The 19,817-nt window shown below is 64.7% G+C and carries 21 protein-coding genes; 9 read left to right on the forward strand and 12 right to left on the reverse strand.

All coding sequences use genetic code 11. The annotated features are described in order from the left end of the window. Positions 1-250: 250 nt before the first annotated feature. From QAT43_RS07610 to QAT43_RS07620, 3 genes are all read right to left on the reverse strand, one after another. Positions 251-547, reverse strand: coding sequence for a hypothetical protein (locus QAT43_RS07610; protein ID WP_305042455.1), 297 nt, complete (start codon positions 545-547; stop codon positions 251-253). 153 nt (positions 548-700) lie between these two features. After that, on the reverse strand, positions 701-889 hold the full coding sequence (locus tag QAT43_RS07615; protein ID WP_305042456.1) for a hypothetical protein: 189 nt from the start codon (positions 887-889) through the stop codon (positions 701-703). A gap of 123 nt (positions 890-1,012) precedes the next feature. Continuing rightward, entirely contained in the window at positions 1,013-3,052 is a 2,040-nt protein-coding gene (locus QAT43_RS07620) for an ATP-dependent helicase (protein ID WP_305042457.1), read from the reverse strand. A 269-nt stretch (positions 3,053-3,321) separates the two neighbouring features. Between QAT43_RS07620 and QAT43_RS07625 the strand changes: the two genes are divergently transcribed. Continuing rightward, entirely contained in the window at positions 3,322-3,444 is a 123-nt protein-coding gene (locus QAT43_RS07625) for a hypothetical protein (protein WP_305042458.1), read from the forward strand. A 35-nt stretch (positions 3,445-3,479) separates the two neighbouring features. Here QAT43_RS07625 and QAT43_RS07630 read toward each other — a convergent pair whose 3' ends face one another. The 4 genes from QAT43_RS07630 to QAT43_RS07645 all read right to left on the reverse strand — a co-directional run bounded on the left by QAT43_RS07630 (position 3,480) and on the right by QAT43_RS07645 (position 7,863). Continuing rightward, the gene (locus tag QAT43_RS07630) at positions 3,480-4,406 is read right to left on the reverse strand and encodes a TIGR01212 family radical SAM protein (protein WP_305042459.1); all 927 of its coding nucleotides are present in this window, start codon (positions 4,404-4,406) and stop codon (positions 3,480-3,482) included. Positions 4,407-4,637: 231 nt separating this feature from the next. Next, on the reverse strand, positions 4,638-6,089 hold the full coding sequence (locus tag QAT43_RS07635) for an SLC13 family permease (protein ID WP_305042460.1): 1,452 nt from the start codon (positions 6,087-6,089) through the stop codon (positions 4,638-4,640). Next, entirely contained in the window at positions 6,089-6,880 is a 792-nt protein-coding gene (locus QAT43_RS07640; RefSeq protein ID WP_305042461.1) for a hypothetical protein, read from the reverse strand. The genes QAT43_RS07635 and QAT43_RS07640 overlap by 1 nt, the downstream gene beginning before the upstream one ends. 203 nt (positions 6,881-7,083) lie before the next feature. Next, on the reverse strand, positions 7,084-7,863 hold the full coding sequence (locus QAT43_RS07645; RefSeq protein WP_305042462.1) for a lysophospholipid acyltransferase family protein: 780 nt from the start codon (positions 7,861-7,863) through the stop codon (positions 7,084-7,086). Between the two features lie 160 nt (positions 7,864-8,023). Between QAT43_RS07645 and QAT43_RS07650 the strand changes: the two genes are divergently transcribed. Further along, positions 8,024-8,866 carry a formate/nitrite transporter family protein gene (locus tag QAT43_RS07650; protein WP_305042463.1) on the forward strand — a complete coding sequence of 281 codons (843 nt, stop codon included), beginning with the start codon at positions 8,024-8,026 and terminating at the stop codon, positions 8,864-8,866. Between the two features lie 21 nt (positions 8,867-8,887). Here the strand turns inward: QAT43_RS07650 and QAT43_RS07655 are convergent, their stop codons facing one another. Then, entirely contained in the window at positions 8,888-9,346 is a 459-nt protein-coding gene (locus QAT43_RS07655; RefSeq protein WP_305042464.1) for a YhcB family protein, read from the reverse strand. Between the two features lie 338 nt (positions 9,347-9,684). Between QAT43_RS07655 and QAT43_RS07660 the strand changes: the two genes are divergently transcribed. The 7 genes from QAT43_RS07660 (at position 9,685) to QAT43_RS07690 (ending at position 16,008) form a co-directional block, all read left to right on the forward strand. Next, positions 9,685-10,920, forward strand: a complete 1,236-nt coding sequence (locus QAT43_RS07660) for an MFS transporter (protein ID WP_305042465.1) — start codon at positions 9,685-9,687, stop codon at positions 10,918-10,920. A 122-nt stretch (positions 10,921-11,042) separates the two neighbouring features. Beyond that, positions 11,043-11,846 (forward strand): DUF4198 domain-containing protein, encoded by an 804-nt coding sequence (locus tag QAT43_RS07665; protein ID WP_305042466.1) that lies wholly within the window; start codon positions 11,043-11,045, stop codon positions 11,844-11,846. A gap of 50 nt (positions 11,847-11,896) precedes the next feature. Further along, positions 11,897-12,226, forward strand: coding sequence for a carboxypeptidase-like regulatory domain-containing protein (locus tag QAT43_RS07670; protein WP_305042467.1), 330 nt, complete (start codon positions 11,897-11,899; stop codon positions 12,224-12,226). Further along, positions 12,219-12,557 carry a hypothetical protein gene (locus tag QAT43_RS07675; RefSeq protein ID WP_305042468.1) on the forward strand — a complete coding sequence of 113 codons (339 nt, stop codon included), beginning with the start codon at positions 12,219-12,221 and terminating at the stop codon, positions 12,555-12,557. The genes QAT43_RS07670 and QAT43_RS07675 overlap by 8 nt, the downstream gene beginning before the upstream one ends. A 6-nt stretch (positions 12,558-12,563) precedes the next feature. Further along, positions 12,564-13,184 carry a cobalt transporter CbiM gene (gene cbiM / locus QAT43_RS07680; RefSeq protein ID WP_305042469.1) on the forward strand — a complete coding sequence of 207 codons (621 nt, stop codon included), beginning with the start codon at positions 12,564-12,566 and terminating at the stop codon, positions 13,182-13,184. Then, positions 13,184-14,119 carry a cobalt ECF transporter T component CbiQ gene (cbiQ, locus tag QAT43_RS07685; protein WP_305042470.1) on the forward strand — a complete coding sequence of 312 codons (936 nt, stop codon included), beginning with the start codon at positions 13,184-13,186 and terminating at the stop codon, positions 14,117-14,119. The genes cbiM and cbiQ overlap by 1 nt, the downstream gene beginning before the upstream one ends. A 23-nt stretch (positions 14,120-14,142) precedes the next feature. Then, positions 14,143-16,008 (forward strand): ABC transporter ATP-binding protein, encoded by a 1,866-nt coding sequence (locus QAT43_RS07690; RefSeq protein ID WP_305042471.1) that lies wholly within the window; start codon positions 14,143-14,145, stop codon positions 16,006-16,008. Here the strand turns inward: QAT43_RS07690 and QAT43_RS07695 are convergent. The 4 genes from QAT43_RS07695 to QAT43_RS07710 form a co-directional block, all read right to left on the reverse strand. Next, positions 16,002-16,553 carry a PepSY-associated TM helix domain-containing protein gene (locus QAT43_RS07695; protein ID WP_305042472.1) on the reverse strand — a complete coding sequence of 184 codons (552 nt, stop codon included), beginning with the start codon at positions 16,551-16,553 and terminating at the stop codon, positions 16,002-16,004. The two genes, QAT43_RS07690 and QAT43_RS07695, sit on opposite strands and share 7 nt — an antisense overlap. An 8-nt stretch (positions 16,554-16,561) precedes the next feature. Further along, positions 16,562-17,026: a DUF4920 domain-containing protein gene (locus QAT43_RS07700; protein ID WP_305042473.1), complete on the reverse strand. Its 465-nt coding sequence runs from the start codon at positions 17,024-17,026 to the stop codon at positions 16,562-16,564. Positions 17,027-17,110: 84 nt separating this feature from the next. Next, entirely contained in the window at positions 17,111-17,992 is an 882-nt protein-coding gene (locus tag QAT43_RS07705; protein ID WP_305042474.1) for a transglutaminase family protein, read from the reverse strand. Further along, on the reverse strand, positions 17,989-19,817 hold a 1,829-nt coding region (locus QAT43_RS07710; protein WP_305042475.1), incomplete at its 5' end, for a circularly permuted type 2 ATP-grasp protein. The genes QAT43_RS07710 and QAT43_RS07705, both read right to left, overlap by 4 nt.

Genomic DNA, 19,817 nt, shown 5'->3' on the forward strand with positions numbered 1-19,817 from the left:
ACCAGGTCACCCAGCAGAACACCGCCAACGCCGAGGAGTGCGCGGCGGCGGCGGAGGAACTCTCCAGCCAGTCCGAGCAACTGCGCCGGATGCTGACCCGCTTTCACCTCAAGCAGGGCGGCGCGACCCCACTGGCCCTGCGCTGAGGGTGCAAAAAAATAAAACTAAAACGCCAAAGGGCAGGTCCGCATGACCTGCCCTTTGGCGTTTATTTCATGAAATTTCGGGAGCCGGCGCCGGTGGGCGCGGATCAGCGGCGGAAACCGCTGCCGGAACCGGAAGGGGCCGCCGCGGGCACGGACGGCTGTTGCGCGGTGCCGCACGCCTGTAGGCAGGCATTGAGCGCATCCGTCGCCGCCAAAACGCGCGCGCGCTTGCCCGGGTCATACTCACGCGACGGGGCGGCCCCGGCGTCGATGGCGGGCCCATGCTGGGCGACACAGTTTTTTTGGCAATCGTTCATGTCGGGCGTGACTTCGACCGCAAGGACATTCACGGCAGGGGCGGCCAGCAGCAGGCCGGCCAGGGCGACAACCAACTTTTTCATCTGCGAATCCCTTCTTTTCTCCCGGTTGTTGATCTGTGTTCCCTCAAGGAATTCGCTCGGGGTGCGCACCCCGAGCGAATTTAGCATCAGGCGACAGCATAGGACAACCGCCGGGAAAAAAGCAAGGGGCGAAAAAAAGCGAAAAAAGAACGCTTATTCAAGGGTATCGGAGCCCATATAGCCATCCGGATGGTGACGATCTTCCTCGGCCCGGCGCACATCATAGCCCTGGGGGTGCGGCGACCCCGCCAGCAGGCGCCCTTCACGCAGATAGTCCAGATTGATCCCCTTGATATCGTCCATGGCTTCGCGAATCATTCCTTTGAGTTCTTGGGTTTTCATGATGTCCCCCCATGGTGAAGGTTAGCGGTTTGAGGATTTGCCGCTAATTATACCCCAAAAGGTCAGATTTAAAAACACAAGCAGTCTTTGGCCAAAAACAACCTGACCAGCACCCTCGTGCCCTCAGTCCCCCAGAATACTCATGATGTTGGCGAAGGCCTTGGAGGCGCGCTGGTCCTTTTCCTCCTCGGGCAACTGGGGCGGTTCCTCGCCGCGGCTGGCATTGAGCAGTTCGGCGGGGATTTCGGCGAGAAAGCGGCTGGGCACGCGCAATTGCATCTCGCCGTATTTCTTGCGGCGGCGCGCGCCGGTGAGCACCAGGCGGCGCCGGGCGCGGGTGATGCCGACGTAGCAGAGACGACGCTCCTCGTCGAGATCGAAGGTTTCGGTGAGGGTTTTCTTGTGGGGCAGAAATTCCTCCTCCATGCCCACCAGAAAGACGTGAGGAAATTCCAGGCCCTTGCTCGAATGGATGCTCATGAGCACCACGGCGTCGCGCTCAAGCTTCTTCTCCTTGGAGTCGCGGCCTGGGCGCTCCTCGTCGAGAAGCGAAACCTTTTCGAGAAAGCCGGGCAGCGAGGGGCTCTCCTCGCGCTCCAGATAGGAGGCCAGGGCGTTGGCGACCTCCTCCATGTTCTCGACGCGGCGGCGCGCCTTCGCGGGATCATCCACGGTGCGGTAGATTTCCTGCTCCAGGCGCACCTCGGCGATGAGCTCGCGCAGGGTTTCGACCATCATCCCGTGGCGGTTGAACAGCCGCCGGTAGCGCTCCATGAGGGCAACGAAGGCGGCGATGGCCTCCTGGGCCTTGTCGCCGAGGTCGTCGAGTTCGCCGGCGCTTTTCAGCACCTCCCACAGGGGGTTCTGAGTCTGGGCCGAGTGGCGGATGAGGCGGTCGGCGGTGGTTTCGCCGATGCCGCGCTTGGGATAGTTGAGGATGCGCAGCAGGTTGACCTCGTCGCGGTGGTTGACCAGCACCTTGAGATAGGCGATGAGGTCCTTGACTTCCTTGCGGTCGAAAAACTGCTGGCCGCCGATGAGCACGTAGGGGATGTTCTCGTAGCGCAGCTGCTCCTCGAAGGCGCGCGACTGCACGTTGGTGCGGTAGAGGATGGCGAAATCGGAATAATTGAGCTCCTCGCGGAAACGCTCGCCGTGGATGCGCTCCATGACCGCGCGCGCCTCGTCCTCCTCGTCCTCGCAGAGCAGGTAATCGACCCGGGGTCCGGCGCCGTCGGCGGTCCACAGAGCCTTCTCGCGACGCTTGCCGTTGTTCTTGATGACGGCGTTGGCGGCGGCGAGGATGTTGCCCGTGGAGCGGTAGTTCTGTTCGAGCTTGACCACCCGCGCGCCGGGGAAATCGCGCTCGAATTCAAGGATGTTGCCGAGATCGGCGCCGCGCCAGCCGTAGATGGACTGATCGTCGTCGCCCACCACGCACAGGTTGCGGTGGCCGCCGGCGAGCAGCTTGAGCAGCAGGTACTGGGCGGCGTTGGTGTCCTGGTATTCGTCGACGAGGATGTAGCGAAAGCGCGCGCGGTATTTCTCCAGCACCGCCGGCTGCTCCTGCAGCAGGCGCGCGACGAGCATGATCAGGTCGTCGAAATCCACCGCGTTGAAGGCCTTGAGGGCCTTCTGGTAGCGCGGATAGACGGCGGCCGCCATGTATTCGTAGTCGTCGTGGTACTTGACGGCGAACTTTTCCGGCGGCACCAGGCGGTTCTTGGCGTCGGAGATGGCGTAAAGCACGCGCTCGGCGTCGAATTTGCGCCCGCCGATATCCACCTGCTGGATGAGATCCTTGATCAGGCGCAGCTGATCGGCGGTGGAGTAAATGGAGAAATTCTTCTTGTAGCCCAGCGCCTCGATGTCCTCGCGCAGAATACGCACGCACAGGGAGTGAAAGGTGGCGATGACCATGCCCTTGCAACGCTTCTTGCCGAGCATCTCCTCGACGCGCTCGCGCATTTCGCGCGCCGCCTTGTTGGTGAAGGTCACCGCGAGGATATTCTCCGGCGCGACGCCGCGCGCGGCGCTCAAGTGGGCGATGCGGCAGGTGATGACTCGGGTCTTGCCTGAACCGGCGCCGGCCAGGATCAGCAACGGGCCCTCACCGTGACAGGCGGCCTCTTGCTGCTGGGGATTGAGCTGGGAGATATCCATGGGGAAAGCGGTTGCCGGTTGCGGGTTGTCGGATTTCGGTCGTCAGGCGTTGGGGAGTCGAGGGGAGCCGTGAGGGATGCAGGCTAGCATGAAGGGGGCGAAAGCGGCAAGCTGTTGTCGTTTGGCGACAAAATATTCAGGAAAAACAATGACATTCCCCTTGATTTTCAATCCGCCATCGTGTATTTTCCTAGCGATTTCCCGTGGAATTCTTAATTTTTTTTGAGAATCTTCAATCCCTTCACCACCAAGGATTCAGGGTGAGCGTGATGACCAAATTTCTCGTTCTTACCGTCGGCATCATCTGGGCCTGCCTGCTGTTCATCTCCTGGGGTCAGGCCGACGGCCTCGTTCCGCCGCGCAACGAGGCGCCCCAGTCCCAGCAGGGCTGATTTTCCAAGCCCCGGGATCGCAATTCTCCCCTGCCTCATCCCGCCAAGGCTCGGCAGCGTCCTCCCTGCCGGGTTCCCCGGCGCTCCAACTCCCCATCGATGGCATTGAGCACTTCCCATTTGTTCAGGGACCAAAGCGGCGCCAGCAGCAGGTCGCGCGGCCCGTCGCCCGTGAGTCGCTGAATCAGGGTGCGCGGATGTAAGCGTTCGATGAAGTCGGCGGCCAGCCGCACATACGCCTCCTGCTCCAGCACCGCGACCTCTCCTTGCTCGTACAGCGCCCCCAGGGGCGTGCCCGCCAGCACATGCAGCAGATGGATCTTGATGCCCGCCACCCCAAGCCGCGCCATTTCGTCGGCCGTCGCGAGCATCCGCGCGCGGTCCTCGCCCGGCAGGCCGAGGATCACATGGACGCACACCCGCAGGCCGCGCGCCACGGCTTGCTCGTAGGCTTCCAGAAAGCAGCGGTAGTCGTGGCCGCGGCGCAGATAATCCAGGGTTGGGTCATGCACCGACTGCAAGCCCAGCTCCAGCCAAAAATAGGTGCGCCGGTGATAGTCGGCGAGCAGATCGAGAACTTGCGGGGGGCAGCAATCGGGGCGCGTGCCCACACAGAGGCCCACCACATCCTCCACGCCCAGGGCCCCGTCATAGAGGGCGCGCAGCTGCTCGGGCGGTGCGGCGGTGTTGGAAAAGGGCTGGAAATAGGCGAGAAAGCGGCTGGCCTTGTACTTGCGCCGCATGACCTCCTTGCCCGCTTCGATTTGCGCGGCCACGGACAGGGCGCGCTCAATGCCCACCGCGCCCGACCCGCCGGGGTCGCAGAACAGGCAGCCCGCGCCGCCGCGGCCGCCGCCGCGATTGGGACAGCCGAAGCCGGCATCCACGGAGATCTTGTGCGCGCGCCCGCCGAAGTGCTGCTTGAGGTGTTCGGAAAATAGGTTGTAGCGTTTGGGTTGCATGGCGGCATGATGCCGGATTTGTCGGCGGAACGCAACCGAAGCCCCCCCCCTGAATCACCGCCGCGTGCCGAGCCAGGCGTCGCTAAATATCTCCCCTCCCCGCGTGGGAGGGGACAAAGGGGAGGGGGATTCGCAGCCAACCGGTCACCCTCACCCCGACCCTCTCCCATCAAGGGAGAGGGGGCTAATTCCACGACCTCCCATGGATTACAGGTCCGAATCGTTGCGGTTTCATGGTAGCGCGAAGCCCATCAATGGCCACACGAAGCGAGCGGTGAGCAGGAACAGCACCAGGGCCACAACCTGGATCAGCAGGCCCGGCAGCACCATTTCGCGCATGCGCAGGTGGCCCGAGGCGAACACGATGGCGTTGGCCGGAGTGCCCATGGGCAGGCAGAAGGCCAGGCCCGCGGGCAGGGCGATGACCAGGGTCATGAGGCGCGGGTCGAGCCCCATGCTGCCCTGCAGGCTGATGGCGATGGGCATGAGCATGGCGATGACCGCGGCGTTGCTGATGCATTCCGTCAGGAACAGCGAGAGCAGGGCGATCACCGCCAGCACCAGCAGGGGCGAATCGCCCAGGCCCCCCAGGCCCAGATCGGCCAGGTAGCGGGCGGCGCCGCTGCGTTCCAGGGCCGTGGCCAGGGCGATGGCGCCGCCGTACATGAGGATCACCCCCCAATTGACGTACTCCTCGATCTGCTTCCAGTTCACCACGCGAAAGGCGAAGAGCACACCCACCGCGACGATGGCGATATTGGCCAGGCCCAGGGTGCGCCCGAGAAAAATCCAGCAGAGGATGGTGGTCGTCATGACGAGGGCGACGATCAATTCACGGTGGTTCATGCGCCCCATGTCGAGGCGGCGCTGCTTGAGAAAGGCCTGTCCCTGCTCCACCGTGGCGATGTCGACGGGGAAGAGACGCCGCAGCAGCAGATAGCCGACGAGCAGCAGCGGCACGACGATGGGCAGGGCTGCCGCCGTCCATTCGACAAAAGAAAATTCCAGCCCGGTGGCCTCGCGCAGCATGCCCACCGCCAGGGGCGCTCGGGCGCCGCCGAGAAAGGTGGCGATGCCGCCGATGACGCAGCCCCAGGCGATGCTCATGAACAGCAGCTTGCCGTAGCTGCCGCGACCGGGCTCCAACCCCAGGCTGCGCACGATCTCGGCGACCATGGCAGACATCATGGCCGCCACGGCGTGCTCGCTCATGGCAAAGGACAGCAGCGCCGAGAGCAAAAACACGGTCAGCGCCAGACCGCCCGGCGTCTTGCCGAAACGCGACAGCATGGCGCGGGCCAGGCGCGCCGAAAGCCCCGAACCGCTCATGGCGGCGGCGAGAATAAAGGCGCTGAGGATGAAGAACACCGCCTCGTTGCCGAACAGGGCGTAGGTTTCGCGCCGTCCGAGTATGCCCAGCAGGGGGATGGCCGCCAGGGCCAAAAGCGAAGTCACCGCCAGGGGCAACAGGCCGCTCACCCAGAGAAAGGTGCAGGCGCCGAACAGCACCAGGGCGCGATAGCCTTCGCGGGACAATTCGGCGGGCGGCTCCAGGGCGAAGAACAGGGTGGCGAGAACCAGCAACGTGGCAATGATCTGATAGCGGCGGGTGCGCTCGGCAAGGATCACCCACATGGGGCGCCGGTCGATCTTGAGCGGTTTATCGAATTGGCGGGGATCCATCAGAGTCCCGCCGAATCGAAGGATTGCTCGACCTGGCGCACCCGCAGCAGGCGCCGCAGGTCGCTGCCGGCGCGCAGCCGCGCGTCCTCGGCGCGTCCAAGCAGGTTGCCGACCAGGCTGCGCGGGGCGCGCCGCGTCAGGGGCGTGGTTTGCTCGATCAAGGGCAGCAGGGGACGCAGGGACACCCCGGCGCGGCGCCAAGCGTCCGCAAGCCCGAGGAAGACTTCTTCGATGCGTTCTTGGTCCGCCGGGGCGCAGCTTGCGTCGAGGCCGGCGAGGGGCAGGATCTGGCGCCGCAGCAATTCCTCGGCGGCGGCCGCCATGACCTGAGGGACGGACGACCAGCGCAGGCGCGCGACCACGGCCCAGCGCGGAAAGATTGTCAGGGCCTGGGCGAGGCCGGCAAGTTGGTCCCGCCCGCCCTCCCCGTCCCAATCCGCGGCGGGATCAAGGGAAAACTCCACCAGATCGACCCCCCGCGCGTAGGCCGCCTCCAACCGCGGGCGCTCGGGCCAAAAGGCCAGACGCGCCAGAACGAAGCCGCGCAGATTTTTCTTGATCAGCGCCACCAACTCCAGGGAGCGGGCCAAAGCGTCCGGCTCCGGCAGGTCAAGGACAAAGAGTTCGACCGGGGCCTGGCAATCACTGTCGAAGATGGTTTCGAGGGCCGCCTGGGCCGCCAGGCCGAAGCCCACCCAGAACACCGACCCGTCGCGATGCAGCTCCAAAGGGCGCACCCCCGGCGCGGGGCGAGACGTGAGGGCGGCGATGCGGGCGGCATCGATGTGCATGGGCAGGCACCTCAGGCGGCGGAAGGTGTTTTTTCGTAAGAAATGGGAAAATAACCCAGAGCCAATACCTGATAGTTTTTATAAAGTTTCTGATTTTTTTTCAACACAAAAATGTTATTTTTTTGGAATTATTTTGCATTATTTTAGTAGGGTATGCCGGTCGGGGCTGGGCAAAAATTCGCCAAGACACTGAAAAGAATGGGCTATTCCGCCCAGGTGCTGAGTTTGTGCTGGATGAATTCGATGATGGCGGCCTGCTCGGCCTGACCGTTGCCATGCACCTCCAGGGGAGGGCCAAAGGCCAGATGAACGGTCTTGCGCGGGTCAATGGGACCAAAATCCTTGAGCAGTCGGCCATTGCCCCAGGCATCCGTCTTGAGGGCGAGGGGAATGATCGGCACGCCGGCGCGCTTGGCGAGCTTGACGCCGATGGTGTTGAATTCCTCGGGATCGAAGGTCGTGGTGCGGGTGGTCTGGGGAAACACCACCACCGATAGCCCCTCGGCGAGACGCGCCCCCCCCTGCTCCATCACCGCCTTGAAGTCGTCGCGGGGGTTGACCCGCTCAACGACGACCGGTTGGCGGCTGCGCATGACATGACGAAACACCGGATAATCCACCAGGCTGCGCTTGACGACAAAGGTCGCCCGGCCGAAGGGCAGCAGCAGACAGGGCAGCGCGAAGGTTTCCAGGGTGCTCATGTGGTTGCCGACCACCACGCAGGGCCCATTCAACTGGCGCAGATGGTCGCGACCCTCGATGGCAAAGCGCAAGCCGACGCCCTCCAGGGCCTCGATGATGCGCCAGCTGTCGAAGCCCCAGCGCGCGTCGTCATAAACCCCGCGCCGCGCGACGCGACTTGCCCGCCACACGATGCCGGCCATGCGCGTGTAGTAAAAAAAACTGGGAAACCGACGGCACAGAGGCGAGGCCGCCCGCTCATCGGTCTGGTAGGAATCGGCGGTCAGGGTGATTTTTTCCAAAGCGCGTCACTCCGGGGCAAAGAGAAAGTGCGCCCAATTTAGGGCGAATCGCCTCTTTAAGCAACGACAAATCCACGCGAAAAAAGCCGGGCACCTGTGCTAGACTGTGGCCCGCGAAAAAGTCCCCGCCGCCCGCCGTGGGCGGCAAGAAAGGTCATGCATGCGTCAAGCTCCCTGCCCCCTGCCGGACAAGGGCGTCGAGAAGCGTTTTCTCACGCCGGCCGAAACCACCTGCCTGATCGCCGAAAACGGCAAGCGGGTGCTCAACCAGTCCCTGTCGCGCACCCTGGTGTTGAGCCTGCTGGCCGGCTTCTACATCGCCTTCGGTTCCCAACTGGCGACCATCGTCACTCACGACAGCGCCGCCGTCATCGGCGACGGCCTCACGCGCATCGTGGCCGGCAGCGTCTTTTCCCTGGGGTTGATGCTGGTGGTGATCTGCGGCGCGGAACTCTTCACCGGCAATTCGCTGCTCACCAAGGCGGCGCTGCACGGCCACATCGGCTGGGGCAGCATCGCGCGCAACTGGACCCTCGTGCTGCTCGGCAACCTCGTCGGCTCGCTGTTCTTCGCCTGGTTGATGTTTCATTCGCAGCTCTGGGAGAACGGCCAGATTGCCGAGCGCGCCCTGGCCATCGCCCGCACCAAGGCCGAGTTGCCCTTTTTCGCCGCGCTGATCCGCGGAATTCTGTGCAATTGGCTGGTGTGCCTGGCGGTGTTCATGGCCACCGCCGCGCGCGATGTCACCGGCAAGATCCTCGCCTGCTACATGCCGATCATGGCCTTTGTCGCCAGCGGCTTCGAGCATTCCATCGCCAACATGTATTTCATTCCCACCGGCCTGCTGCTCGCCGGGGTTCCCGGCTTGGAAGCCCCCGGACTCACCTGGGGGGGATTCTGGGCCAATCTGGTGCCGGTGACCCTGGGGAACATCCTCGGCGGAGTGATCTTCGTCGGCTTCGCCTACTGGTTCATCCACCTGCGCGGCACGAAAGGCGCCTGAGCGCGCGACGTCTCGAAGGCCTCACGCCCGTGGAGGGCCTTGCTCTTGTCCGCCCTCGACCGCGCCGAACACCGCCTCCTCGGAATCCTCCGCCGGAACCTCGGCGGCAACGCCCGCGGCCGGCGGAGCCTCGGGCTTCTGCGTCGCGTCCTCATCCGAGGGGGAACCGCCGCCTTCCAGGATCATCGGCGCGCCGGGAAACTGCTTGCTGAAGGGGGTATCGGCCAGGCGCTCGCAGCCTTCGGCCAAGTGATGATAGAGATTGCGGTAGGAACCCGTCAGGGTCGCGAAAAGAGCCCCGGCCTTGTCGAAATGCCGCGTGACCTCGGAGCGGTACTCGGCCAATTCCTTCTTGCGCGCTTCGAGTTCCTCTTCCAGGGCCTTGACCCGACGGGAGCGCCCCCCCATGATGACACCGAAGAAAAACCCCAGCACGCCCACCAACAGGGCGATGGCGACAATCAAAATCCACGTCTGCATTCCGATCTCCTCCTTTAAGTCGCTAAAATGACCATCAAATCCTGAATGTACCGCCGACCGACGGCCGCCCGTGACGGATGGCGGGCGGCGCGCGTCCGCCACCAAGCATACATGCCGACGTCAGGGAAGAAAAGACCTAGTGCGCCAACTTGACTTAGCGCACGGCTAGGCCTGCGTTGGCGACGCCTTGGCAACACCCAAAATATCTCAGAATTATTTGACATGACCAGCCGCACGAGACACTGGCGTAACTCTTCTGGCATTCCGGCGCGCGATTTCATACACTCAGCCCGCGGCCAAAGCAGTGCTATTCCAGCCCATCTTCCGGGAGAAACCCCATGCGGAAATCGCCATGCCGCCAGCCTTTTCATTATGGCTGGGTCATCGTTTTCACCGGTATCCTCACCCTGTTCGCCTGCCTGGGCCTGGCGCGCTTCGCCTTCGGCATGCTGCTGCCGGCCATGGGCGCGGGACTCAAGCTGGGCTACGACCAGATGGGCTACATCAGCACCGGCAATTTTGCCGGTTATCTGCTCTCCGTTGCCCTGGCCCCCCTGCTGATTCGCCTGCTGCGCCCACGATTGCTGATCGTCTGCGGCCTGTTGCTCATCGCCCTGTGCATGCTCGCCATCAGCCGCGGCCAGGATTTTTTCACCGTGGCGGCCCTGTATTTCTTCGTCGGCATGGGCAGCGGCTTTGCCAACATTCCGGTGATGGTGCTGGTCTCCCACTGGTTTCGCCGCGAGCGCCGCGGCCGGGCAGCCGGGCTGATGGTCATGGGCAGCGCCCTCGGCATCGTTTTCTCGGGCTTTCTCATTCCCCGCCTCAACCTGGCCCTGGGCCCCGAGGGTTGGCGAACCGGCTGGCTGGTGCTGGGCCTGATCGCCCTGGGCGTCTCGCTCATCGCCGCCATCCTGGTGCGCAACGACCCAACCGAATTGGGCCTGGAACCGGTGGGACGCAAGACCGAACTGCCGCCCCAGGCGCTGGTGCCGAAAAATCCCCCCGGAGCCGGCCGCATTCTGTTGGAACTGGGCCTGCTTTACCTGCTGTTCGGCGCCACCTTCATGATCTACGGCACCTTCATCGTCACCAGCCTGGTGGTCGAGCACGGCATCGCCGAAGCCCGCGCCGGGCTGTTCTGGTCCTGGGTGGGCGGCTTCGGCCTGTTGTCCGGGGTGCTGTTCGGCACCCTCTCCGACCGCATCGGCCGCAAGGGTGGACTCATGCTGGTCTTTGCCGTGCAAACCGCCGCCTACCTGCTGGCCGGCGCGAACCTGGGAACGCCGGCCTTGATGCTCTCCGTGGTGCTCTATGGCCTGGTGGCCTTTGCCATCCCCACCATCATGGCGGCGGCCGTCGGCGACTATCTCGGCCTGTCGCGGGCGGCGGCGGCCTTCTCGACCATTACCGTCTTCTTCGCCGTCGGCCAGACTCTGGGGCCCGGCGCCGCCGGCATGCTCGCCGAGACGATGGGCACCTTTCGGGTGTCCTACCTGATCGCCGCCGTCCTCACCGGCGCGGGGGTTCTCCTCGCCGCGCGCCTGCCCAAACCGCATGACTCCCGGGATTGAGTCCCGCGCAGACCAAACAACTCCTTGACAGGGGATGCAGAGTTTCCTATTGTCTTCGTGCTACATTTTCTCATTTCGTAACATAACTCGCAACGGCCCCTCCCCTGCCACGGAGACCATCCATGCTCAAAGCAACGCTCAAGACCGCCGCCACCCTGTTCGCCCTGATGGCTCTTGCCGCTCCGGCCGCGGCGCACTTCGGCGCCATCATCCCCGACCAGGCGATTCTCTCCCAGGACGACAACCTCAGCCTCAATGTGGAGGTCAAGTTCCTCCATCCCATGGAAATGCATTACATGGAGATGGAAAAACCACGGGCCTTCGGCGTCTTTCACGATGGCGAGAAAACCGATCTGCTGGAGAGCCTGGTCGCCGCCAAGGGCAAGAGCGCCGACCAGGAGGAGGAATTCACCTTCTGGAAGATCGCCTACCCGATCAAGCGCCCCGGCGACTACACCTTCTTCGTCGAACCCTCCCCCTACTGGGAGCCCGCCGAGGATCTTTTCATCATCCATTACACCAAGGTTTGCGTGCATGCCCTGGGCCTGGAGGAGGGCTGGGACGAGCCCCTCGGCCTGGAAACGGAAATCGTGCCCCTGACCCGCCCCTATGGTCTGTGGACGGGAAACCTCTTCTCCGGCCGGGTGCTGCTCAAGGGCAGGCCGGTGCCTTTTGCCGAGGTCGAGGTGGAGTACCTCAACGAATCGCCGGGCAACCCCGCCGTGGTGATCCCGCCCGCCGATCCCTTCATCACCCAGGTGATCAAGGCCGACGCCGACGGCGTGTTTCATTACGCCATGCCCCGCGCCGGTTGGTGGGGTTTTTCCGCCCTGAGCGAGGCCGACTGGACTCTTGAGCACGAGGGCGAGGCCAAGCCGGTGGAAATCGGCGCCGTGTTCTGGGTGCAGACCCGCGACATGCGCTGAGCACCCGGCGCAAACACCAGTCAACCACGCTTTTTCACAGGATCGCGATCATGACGCAACGCTATCTGCCGGGCTTATTGCTGATGCTGTTGGTTTTTCTCGCGGCCGCGCCGGCCTGGGCACACAAAGTGAATATCTTTGCCTATGTCGAAAAACAGACGGTGCACACCGAAAGCTATTTTTCGGCGGGCAGACCGGTGCAGAAGGGCCGCATCCTGGTGTTCGACAGCAATCGCGAGCAACTTCTCGAAGGACAAACCGACGCGGAAGGCCGCTTCAGCTTCCCCCTGCCCAAGGTCGACGACCTGACCATCGTCATCGAGGCGGGCATGGGACACAAGAACAGTTTCCGCCTGAAAAAGAGCGACCTGCATGACTGAAGCACCCATTTTTCGCCGGACCTGGCCCTGCGCCCTGCTGTTGCTGAGTTTACTGTGGTGCGGGCCGGCTGCGGCGGCCAACCAGCCGCCGGTCGCCGACGGCCCGGCGCTGGACACGGCCTGCGGGGAAACGCTGGCCGGCCTCCAGACCCAGCAGGAGGAACTGGCGCGGGACATACGTCGCCTGCACCGGGAACTGGCGGCCCTGCGCGAGGATCTGACCCAGCCCGGACTCAACGAGATCCTGGGCGGCATCGGCTATATCCTGGGCTTGTTCGGCGTGGCCTTTTTCGTGATGGGGCGCAAGAATCGCGGCCCGGGCAAGGACTAAGCGCGCATGCATATTTCCGATGGAGTTCTGCCGGTCGGCGCGGCCCTGGCCAGCGGCGCGGCAAGCCTGGCGATCGCCGCCTGGAGCGCGCGCCGCATCCAGGGCGAGGAGTTGCCCAAGGTCGCAGTGGTCACCGCTTCCTTTTTCGTCGCCTCCCTGCTTCACGTGCCCCTGGGCCCGACCAGCGTGCACCTGCTCATCCCCGGCCTGGTCGGCGTGCTCCTCGGTCGCGCGGCGTTTCTCGCCATCGCCCTGGGGCTGGTTCTGCAAAGCCTGCTCTTTCAGTTCGGCGGACTCACCGCCCTGGGCGCCAACGCCCTGATGATGGGCATTCCCGCGCTGATCTGCGGCTGGCTGTTTCAGACCTTCAAGGGCCAGGCGCGCAAGCGCCAGGTGCTGGTCGGCGGGCTGGCGGGCGGCCTCGGCACCGTTTTTTCCGGGTTGATCCTGGCCCTGTTGCTCGCCACCGGCGGCGAGGATTTCTTCGGCGTGGCGCGCCTTGCGCTGCTCGCCCATGTGCCGGTGGTGGCCATCGAAGCCCTGGTCAGCGCCTTCACGGTGTCCTTTTTGTTAAAAGTCAAACCCGAACTCCTTCAGGCGCGTGACGCGCTGCACCGGGAATCCTGATGACAGGCACAGGGCCGGGCGACATCATCGTAGCGACGCCGGGCATCCTGCCTCTTGTCCTGCTGATCCTGGCCATGGCCGGCGCCCTGCTTGTCGTGGGGCGCCGGCGCGCGGCGGCCAAGCGATCCGGACACTCCCCAGAGCAGAACTGGTCGGTGCCGGTCGTTGACGGCGCCAGCCAGGGACAATCCCTGTTTCATCGCTGGGATGCGCGTTTCAAGCTGGTCAGCCTGCTAGGGCTGGCTTTTTTCATTGTCGCCACCCGTTCCCTGACGGCGGGACTGCTGGCCTTGGGCCTGGCGGCCGCGGCCCTGGCGGCGGCACGGATTCCCTGGCGGCGTGCCCTGCGGCGGCTCCTCGCCATGACCGGCTTTCTCGCCATGTTCGTCGTCATCCTGCCCCTGACCGCCGTGGTGCAGCCCGGCGACACCCTGCTGGTCTTTCCCGAAATCGCGCGCCTGCCCTTCAACCTGCGCGGCCTGGAACTCGCCCTGAGCATCTGCGCCCGGGCCCTGGCCGTGGCCCTGCTCATGGAGCCGCTGCTCGCCACCGCCCCTCTTTCCACCACCCTCGAAGGCTTGACGCGCCTGGGCGTGCCGGCCAAGGTCGGGCAGATGATTCTGCTCGCCCATCGCTACATTTTCGTCTTCCTCGAGGAAACCCGCCGCATGAGCACCGGCATGAACGTGCGCGGCTTTCGCAAGCGCACCCACCTTGAAACCCTGCGCGTCATGGGCAATTTTCTCGGCATGCTGTTCATTCGCAGCCTCGAACGCACCCACCGGGTGTTCGACGCCATGCAGGCGCGCGGCTACGAGGGCGAATTTCCCGGGCACGGCCAATTTCAGGCAGCGCCGGCCGATTGGCTGAAAGGCCTGTTCTTCATCGCCCTCGGCATCGCGCTGCTCGTCCTTGATCGCCTCTGGCTACCCTAGACCCAAAATCGCGAAAGGGACTCATGCACCAGACGCACCGCCTGCCCCCCATGCCCTTGAGCGGCGACACGCTGTTCGACATCCGCGAACTCAATTTTCGCTACCCGAACGGTCGCCAGGCCCTCCAGGACATCAGCCTGTGCATCCGCCCCGGAGATCGCATCGCGCTGGTGGGGCAGAACGGTTCCGGCAAATCCACCCTGGTGCGCCACCTCAACGGCCTGCTCGGAGTGCAGCGCGGCCGGCTCAGCTACAAGGGTCTGCCCCTGCGCGATCAGCACCTGCGGCGCGCCCGCCTGGAAATCGGCCTGCTCTTTCAGGATCCCGACGATCAACTGTTCTGCCACTCCCTCTACGAGGATGTCGCCTTCGGCCCCCTCAACCAGGGCGTTCCCACCGAGCAGGTCGCGCCCCTGGTGCGGGAAGCCCTGGGTCAAGTCGGCCTGGCGCAGCTTCTTTACAAGTCGTCCCACCACCTGAGCTACGGACAGAAAAAACGCGCCGCCCTGGCCACCCTGCTGGCCATGAACCCGGAGGTGCTGATTCTCGACGAACCCACCGCCAATCTCGATTCGGCCCAGGAAAACATCCTCATCGACCTGTTGCGCGACTATTCCGGCACCCTCATCTGCATCACCCACGATCTGCTCTTTGCCTATGAGCTGTGCCGGCGCGCCGTGGTTCTCGACCGCGGGCGCATTCACCACGACTTCAGCATGCGCGAGCTGGTCTCCCATCGCCCGTCCCTGCGCGAACACGGACTCGACTTTTCCTTCCGCCTCCATGCTCCGTTGGCGACCGCCGCCACCCTGCCCGCCGCGCCGGGTGCGGCGGAAATCCCCGCGCCGCCCGCGCCCCAGCCGCCGCCCGCGACCGCCCTCGACAGCCCGGCGCTGGTGGAACTGCGCGACTACCATTTCGCCTATCCCGACGGCACCCGCGCCCTCAACGGCATCAATTTTCGCCTGAAAGCCGGCGAGAGCGTCGCCGTGGTCGGCGAAAACGGCGCGGGCAAGACCACTCTGCTCTCCTGCCTGATGGGCATCCGCCAGGGCCGCGGCCGGCATCTTTTCGGCGGCCGGGCTCTCGACCGGAAACGCCGCCGGGAACTTTGGCGGCGGGTAGGCATGGTGTTTCAGGATCCGGCGGATCAGCTGTTTTGCGCGAGCTGCGCCGATGAAGTGGCCTTCGGTCCGCGGCAGATGGGCCTAGACCAAAACGAGGTGGCGCGACGCGTTACGGCGGCCTTGAGGCGGGTGCGCCTGGACGGCTACGAGGAACGCGTGCCCCTGCATCTGTCGGGCGGCGAACGCAAGCGCCTGGCCATCGCCACGGTGTTGAGCATGGAGCCCGAGATCCTCATTCTCGACGAACCGACGGCGGGTCTTGATCCCCAGGGGGAGGAACTGCTGGTGGAGATCCTGCGGGAGCTACCCCAGACCCGGATTCTCGTGACCCACGATCCCTATCTGGTGGGCCAACTGACCCAGCGCACCCTGGTGATGCACCAGGGCCGCATTCTTCAGGATTACGCCACCGCAGAGTTTCTCGCCGACCAGAACCACAAGAGTCTCAACGCCCTGGCCCTCACCTACAAGGCCGCGTGCAGCCGTGAAATCCGCGAGCTGCAGCACCAGCACGAGCACAGCCATCCCCACCGCCATCTGCACGAGCATCCCCATCGCCACGGCGACCTGGTTCACAGCCATCCCCATGAGCACGAGCACGAACACGCCCACGGCTACACCCACGTGCATCAGGCCCATTCCGAAGAGCATTGCCACCCGCCGCAGCCGCGCTACCACGACCATGCCCACCAGGATCACGAGCAGGAACCTCATGAGCATGAGCACGGCGAGGACACGCCGCCCCGGACGCAGGTTCAGTAGTACAACAGCAGGGGAAGGATCGGAAGCAGGATTCCGGCGAGGGTGAGCAGCAGGCAACGGCGCCGCATCCTGCCGCGCGCAAGGAGCAGCAGCCCGGTGAGGGCGAGCAGGATCAGGCCGACGGCGTAGAGGTCGGCGATCCAGGTCCAGGCTTTCTTGGGATGGTTGAGGTGCAGGAAATTGACGGCGTGCCAGAAAAAGCGCGGCGCGGCGCGCTCGTATGCAACGACGCCGCTCGGCAGATGGACTTCGATGACCCGGCCCTCGACGAAAATCCACAGGCTCTCGGGGTCGGGCTGAAAACTGTTCTGATAGCTGGGGGGTTCGCCGATGCGCCGCAGCAGCTCAAGGATCTGCTCGGCGCTCAGTTCCCCACGAAAATCGCTCGGCGCAATCCGGGCCTCGGAGCGCGCCACCTGGTAGTTGGGATTCCAGTGGTGCGCGTGATTGACGGCGATGCCCGAGAGGGCGTAGACCAGGGTCAGGCCAACGCAGAGATAACCTAGGTCGCGGTGCAGGGCATGGCTGAAGCGCCGCAGGCCCATGGCGCCGCCTACAGACCCTCGATCACGGCGCCCAGTCCGCGCAACTGATAAAAGGTTTCCGTGGTGGAGACGCTCGCCGGGTCGACGGCCTTGTCGAGATCGGGCTTGGTGCGCGTGAAGCCGAACTCGTTCTGGCGCACGATTTTCTCCCACACGCCCTCGACGGTGGCCGTCTTGCCGCGCGCCGTCAGGGGAAACACGATGACGCCGTCATCGACCTTGACGTGCAGCTTTTCAAAGGGTTTGTCCCCGGCGATGTTGATCCAGCAGCCGCGCTTGGCGCACACCTCCACCACCAGCCCTTGGATCCGCAGGGTCTTGCCGACATAGGCGTCGGGATCGGCGAGAATCGCCGAGATCGGCGTGGTTTCCTTGAGACTGAGGGGCGCGCCGAAATCCTTGGCAAGCAGGGGCGCGGCAAACACCAGGAGAACAAACAGCAGGGCAACAAGCGTCATCAGGTTTTTATTCATGGCCAGTCCTCGGCACGTTCTGGGGGTTTGATGAAAGCCGATGGTAAACAGGGCCGCCGGATTCTGTCAATGGCCCTGGCCAGGTTATTTCAGCCGCTCCACATCCACCGCCACCTTCAACTCATGATCCCCGCCCCCATAGGCAACCCCTTTCAGGGGCGTGACATCGGCAAAGTCGCGGCCCCAGGCGACGGTCACATAGCGTTCCGCCGGCTGCTGGTTGTTGGTCGGGTCGAAATCGAGCCAGCCCCGCCCCGGATGATAGACGGAAAACCAGGCGTGGGAGGCGTCGGCCCCGACCAGGCGCTCCTTGCCGGGGGGCGGATCGGTTTCCAGGTAGCCGCTCACGTAACGCGCCGCCAGACCCAGGGCGCGCAGGCAGCCGATGGCCAGATGGGCGAAATCCTGGCAGACCCCCTTGCGGTGCGCCATGACCTCCTCCAGGGGCGTGGCGATGCTGGAGAACTCGGGGTCGTACTTGAATTCCTGATGGATTCTGCCCATCAGGTCCTGCACCGCTTCCTCCAATAGCCGTCCCGGCCCAAAGGACGGCCGGGCGTACTCCGCCAGAAACTCCTCCACGACGATCATGGGCGAATCCAGGGTGAATTGCAGGGCGTCGATGCCCGCCGCGCCGCGATCCGCGCGCAGCCGCTCGCGCGCCAGCTCCCAGGAGAGCTGTTGCGCCTCATCGAAGAGCCCCGCCTCGCGCGGCAGCGCCTCGATTTCGCTCACCGCCGTCACCCGCAGCGTCTCATGGGGCTGCTGGAGGGAAAAGTAGTCGGTGTGGTTGCCGAAATAATCCAGGCCGCGCAGATGGTCCTGAGGGGCGGGCACAATGCGCAGGTTCGCGCCGAGAACGTTCTGCGCGGGCAACTGGCGCGGCATCAGGCGCGCGAGATTGTAGCTCAGGCCGGCGCGCGCCTCGTAAATCAGCTCGGTGGTATGCGTTACCCGGTATTTCATACGTCCTCGTCCTGCAGTTGGGGGGCAAGCTGCCGCGAGGGCTGCGCGTGACTGAAATAGGTACTGGTGATGATATCCGAAAGCTGCCAGAGGCTTTGCGCGACCTCGCCCAGCAACGCGTCGAGGACCAGATGGGCTTGCTCCTCCGGGTCCAGTTGGCTGAGCTTGGCGACTTCGGCCAGCCGCAGTCGCGAATAGGCCGCGAGCAGGCAGCGCTGGTCCTCGCCGAAGCGCTCGCGCTGCAGGTCGCGGGGCAGGGCGGCGACATGACGCTGGAGCTGGTCGAGCTGGTAGGCCAGGGAGCGGGGATGGTCCTCGTCCATGAGCAGCAGTTCGAGCACCGTGGGCAAATGCATGTAGGAGCGGTAGCGCCGGCGGAAGGTATTGAGGCTGTCGCAGATGCCGAGCACCGTTTCCATGAGCTGGCGCTGCACCGCCTCGTCGAGCTGCGGCACCAGGGTGGCGCGCAGCAGGGAGATCAGGCTCAGACTCCGCTCCAGGCGCCGCCCGAAATCAAGGAGCAGCCAGCCGGATTCGCGGGTCATGCTCTCCGCGACCAGGCCGCTGAAGGCCACCAGCTGCATGATCAGGTGATCGAGGCGATCCTGCATGCGGTAATTGACCGGCCCGGGCTGTTCCTCGTCGAACCAGTCGGACTGAATGGCGTCGATGATCCGCCAGATTTCGATGGGCCAGTGATCGCGCACCGTCATCGCCACCTGGCTGAAGGATTGCAGCACCGAGGCCAGGCTGCCGACCCGCCCGGCTTCCTGCACCAGGGAATGGATTTCGCTGCGGGAATTCTTGAGCAGCTCCTCGCCGCCTTCGCCGACAAACCCCGGATAGGTTGCCGTGAGATGGGTCAGGGCGCGCAGCAGGGAGTGCAGGTAGGGCTCCATCAGATCGCGGTCGGCGTCGCGCTGCTCACGGCGCAGGGCAAGAATGGCGCGCACCAGGCGCGCCGTGCCCTCGGCGCGCTCGACGTAGCGCCCCGCCCAAAACAGGTTGTCGGCGGCGCGGCTCGGCAGCGGTTCGACGCGAAAGGGCAGCACCTCGTCGTCCTTGGGCTGCTGCCAGAGGCTCACGTAGCGCACCGGCTCCGGCGAGAGCACCCAGGTATCCTTGCTGCCGCCGCCGAACTTGTTGGATACCACCAGTTCGCCTGCGGCGCTGGCGATGCGCGTCAGGCCGCCGGGCATGGCGATGTAGCAATCCTCGCCGCCGACCAGGAAGGCGCGCAGGATGGCGTGGCGCGGTTCCACGGCGCCGTCCACCAGGCAAGGCGCCGTGGAGAAACTGATCATTTCCTGGCCGATATAGAGATGCGGCTTGTGGCGGATGCGCTCGCGCAGCTCCGCGCGCTCGGCGGTGCTCAACTGGGCGCCGAAAATGGCGCGGTAGCCGCGGCCGCGATGGATGGGCTTGATCACCAGCTTGTCGAGATTGTCGAGCACGAAGCGCAGTTCGCGCTCCTGCCCGCACCACCAGGTGGCCACCGAAGGCAGCTTGAGCTCCTCGTTGAGGAAATAGCGGGCGATACCCGGCAGAAACGGCATCAGGCCGGGGTTTTCCAGCACCGCGCTGCCCAGGGGGTTGGCCACCGCCACCTGCCCGAGACGCGACGCCTGCACCAGGCCGGTGATGCCCAGGCGCGAGTCCTCGCGCAATTCCAGGGGATCGCAGTAGGCATCGTCGAGACGCCGCAGGATGACATCCACCTGATGCAGCCCTTCCAGGGACTTGAGCCAGACGCGCCCGTCGCGCACGCTCAGGTCGTCGCCCTGCACCAGGGTATAGCCGAGGTAGTCGGCGAGGTAGGCGTGCT

The sequence above is a fragment of the Geoalkalibacter sp. genome, assembly GCF_030604225.1.
Taxonomy (GTDB): Bacteria; Desulfobacterota; Desulfuromonadia; order Desulfuromonadales; family Geoalkalibacteraceae; genus Geoalkalibacter.

What these genes read in the sequence shown, in the direction of transcription:
- QAT43_RS07610 (WP_305042455.1), bottom strand. Translation starts at nt 547, where the DNA reads ATGAAAAAGTTGGTTGTCGCCCTGGCCGGCCTGCTGCTGGCCGCCCCT.
- QAT43_RS07615 (WP_305042456.1), bottom strand. Translation starts at nt 889, where the DNA reads ATGAAAACCCAAGAACTCAAAGGAATGATTCGCGAAGCCATGGACGAT.
- QAT43_RS07620 (WP_305042457.1), bottom strand. Translation starts at nt 3,052, where the DNA reads ATGGATATCTCCCAGCTCAATCCCCAGCAGCAAGAGGCCGCCTGTCAC.
- QAT43_RS07625 (WP_305042458.1), top strand. Translation starts at nt 3,322, where the DNA reads ATGACCAAATTTCTCGTTCTTACCGTCGGCATCATCTGGGCCTGCCTG.
- QAT43_RS07630 (WP_305042459.1), bottom strand. Translation starts at nt 4,406, where the DNA reads ATGCAACCCAAACGCTACAACCTATTTTCCGAACACCTCAAGCAGCAC.
- QAT43_RS07635 (WP_305042460.1), bottom strand. Translation starts at nt 6,089, where the DNA reads ATGGATCCCCGCCAATTCGATAAACCGCTCAAGATCGACCGGCGCCCC.
- QAT43_RS07640 (WP_305042461.1), bottom strand. Translation starts at nt 6,880, where the DNA reads ATGCACATCGATGCCGCCCGCATCGCCGCCCTCACGTCTCGCCCCGCG.
- QAT43_RS07650 (WP_305042463.1), top strand. Translation starts at nt 8,024, where the DNA reads ATGCGTCAAGCTCCCTGCCCCCTGCCGGACAAGGGCGTCGAGAAGCGT.
- QAT43_RS07655 (WP_305042464.1), bottom strand. Translation starts at nt 9,346, where the DNA reads ATGCAGACGTGGATTTTGATTGTCGCCATCGCCCTGTTGGTGGGCGTG.
- QAT43_RS07660 (WP_305042465.1), top strand. Translation starts at nt 9,685, where the DNA reads ATGCGGAAATCGCCATGCCGCCAGCCTTTTCATTATGGCTGGGTCATC.
- QAT43_RS07665 (WP_305042466.1), top strand. Translation starts at nt 11,043, where the DNA reads ATGCTCAAAGCAACGCTCAAGACCGCCGCCACCCTGTTCGCCCTGATG.
- QAT43_RS07670 (WP_305042467.1), top strand. Translation starts at nt 11,897, where the DNA reads ATGACGCAACGCTATCTGCCGGGCTTATTGCTGATGCTGTTGGTTTTT.
- QAT43_RS07675 (WP_305042468.1), top strand. Translation starts at nt 12,219, where the DNA reads ATGACTGAAGCACCCATTTTTCGCCGGACCTGGCCCTGCGCCCTGCTG.
- cbiM (WP_305042469.1), top strand. Translation starts at nt 12,564, where the DNA reads ATGCATATTTCCGATGGAGTTCTGCCGGTCGGCGCGGCCCTGGCCAGC.
- cbiQ (WP_305042470.1), top strand. Translation starts at nt 13,184, where the DNA reads ATGACAGGCACAGGGCCGGGCGACATCATCGTAGCGACGCCGGGCATC.
- QAT43_RS07690 (WP_305042471.1), top strand. Translation starts at nt 14,143, where the DNA reads ATGCACCAGACGCACCGCCTGCCCCCCATGCCCTTGAGCGGCGACACG.
- QAT43_RS07695 (WP_305042472.1), bottom strand. Translation starts at nt 16,553, where the DNA reads ATGGGCCTGCGGCGCTTCAGCCATGCCCTGCACCGCGACCTAGGTTAT.
- QAT43_RS07700 (WP_305042473.1), bottom strand. Translation starts at nt 17,026, where the DNA reads ATGAATAAAAACCTGATGACGCTTGTTGCCCTGCTGTTTGTTCTCCTG.
- QAT43_RS07705 (WP_305042474.1), bottom strand. Translation starts at nt 17,992, where the DNA reads ATGAAATACCGGGTAACGCATACCACCGAGCTGATTTACGAGGCGCGC.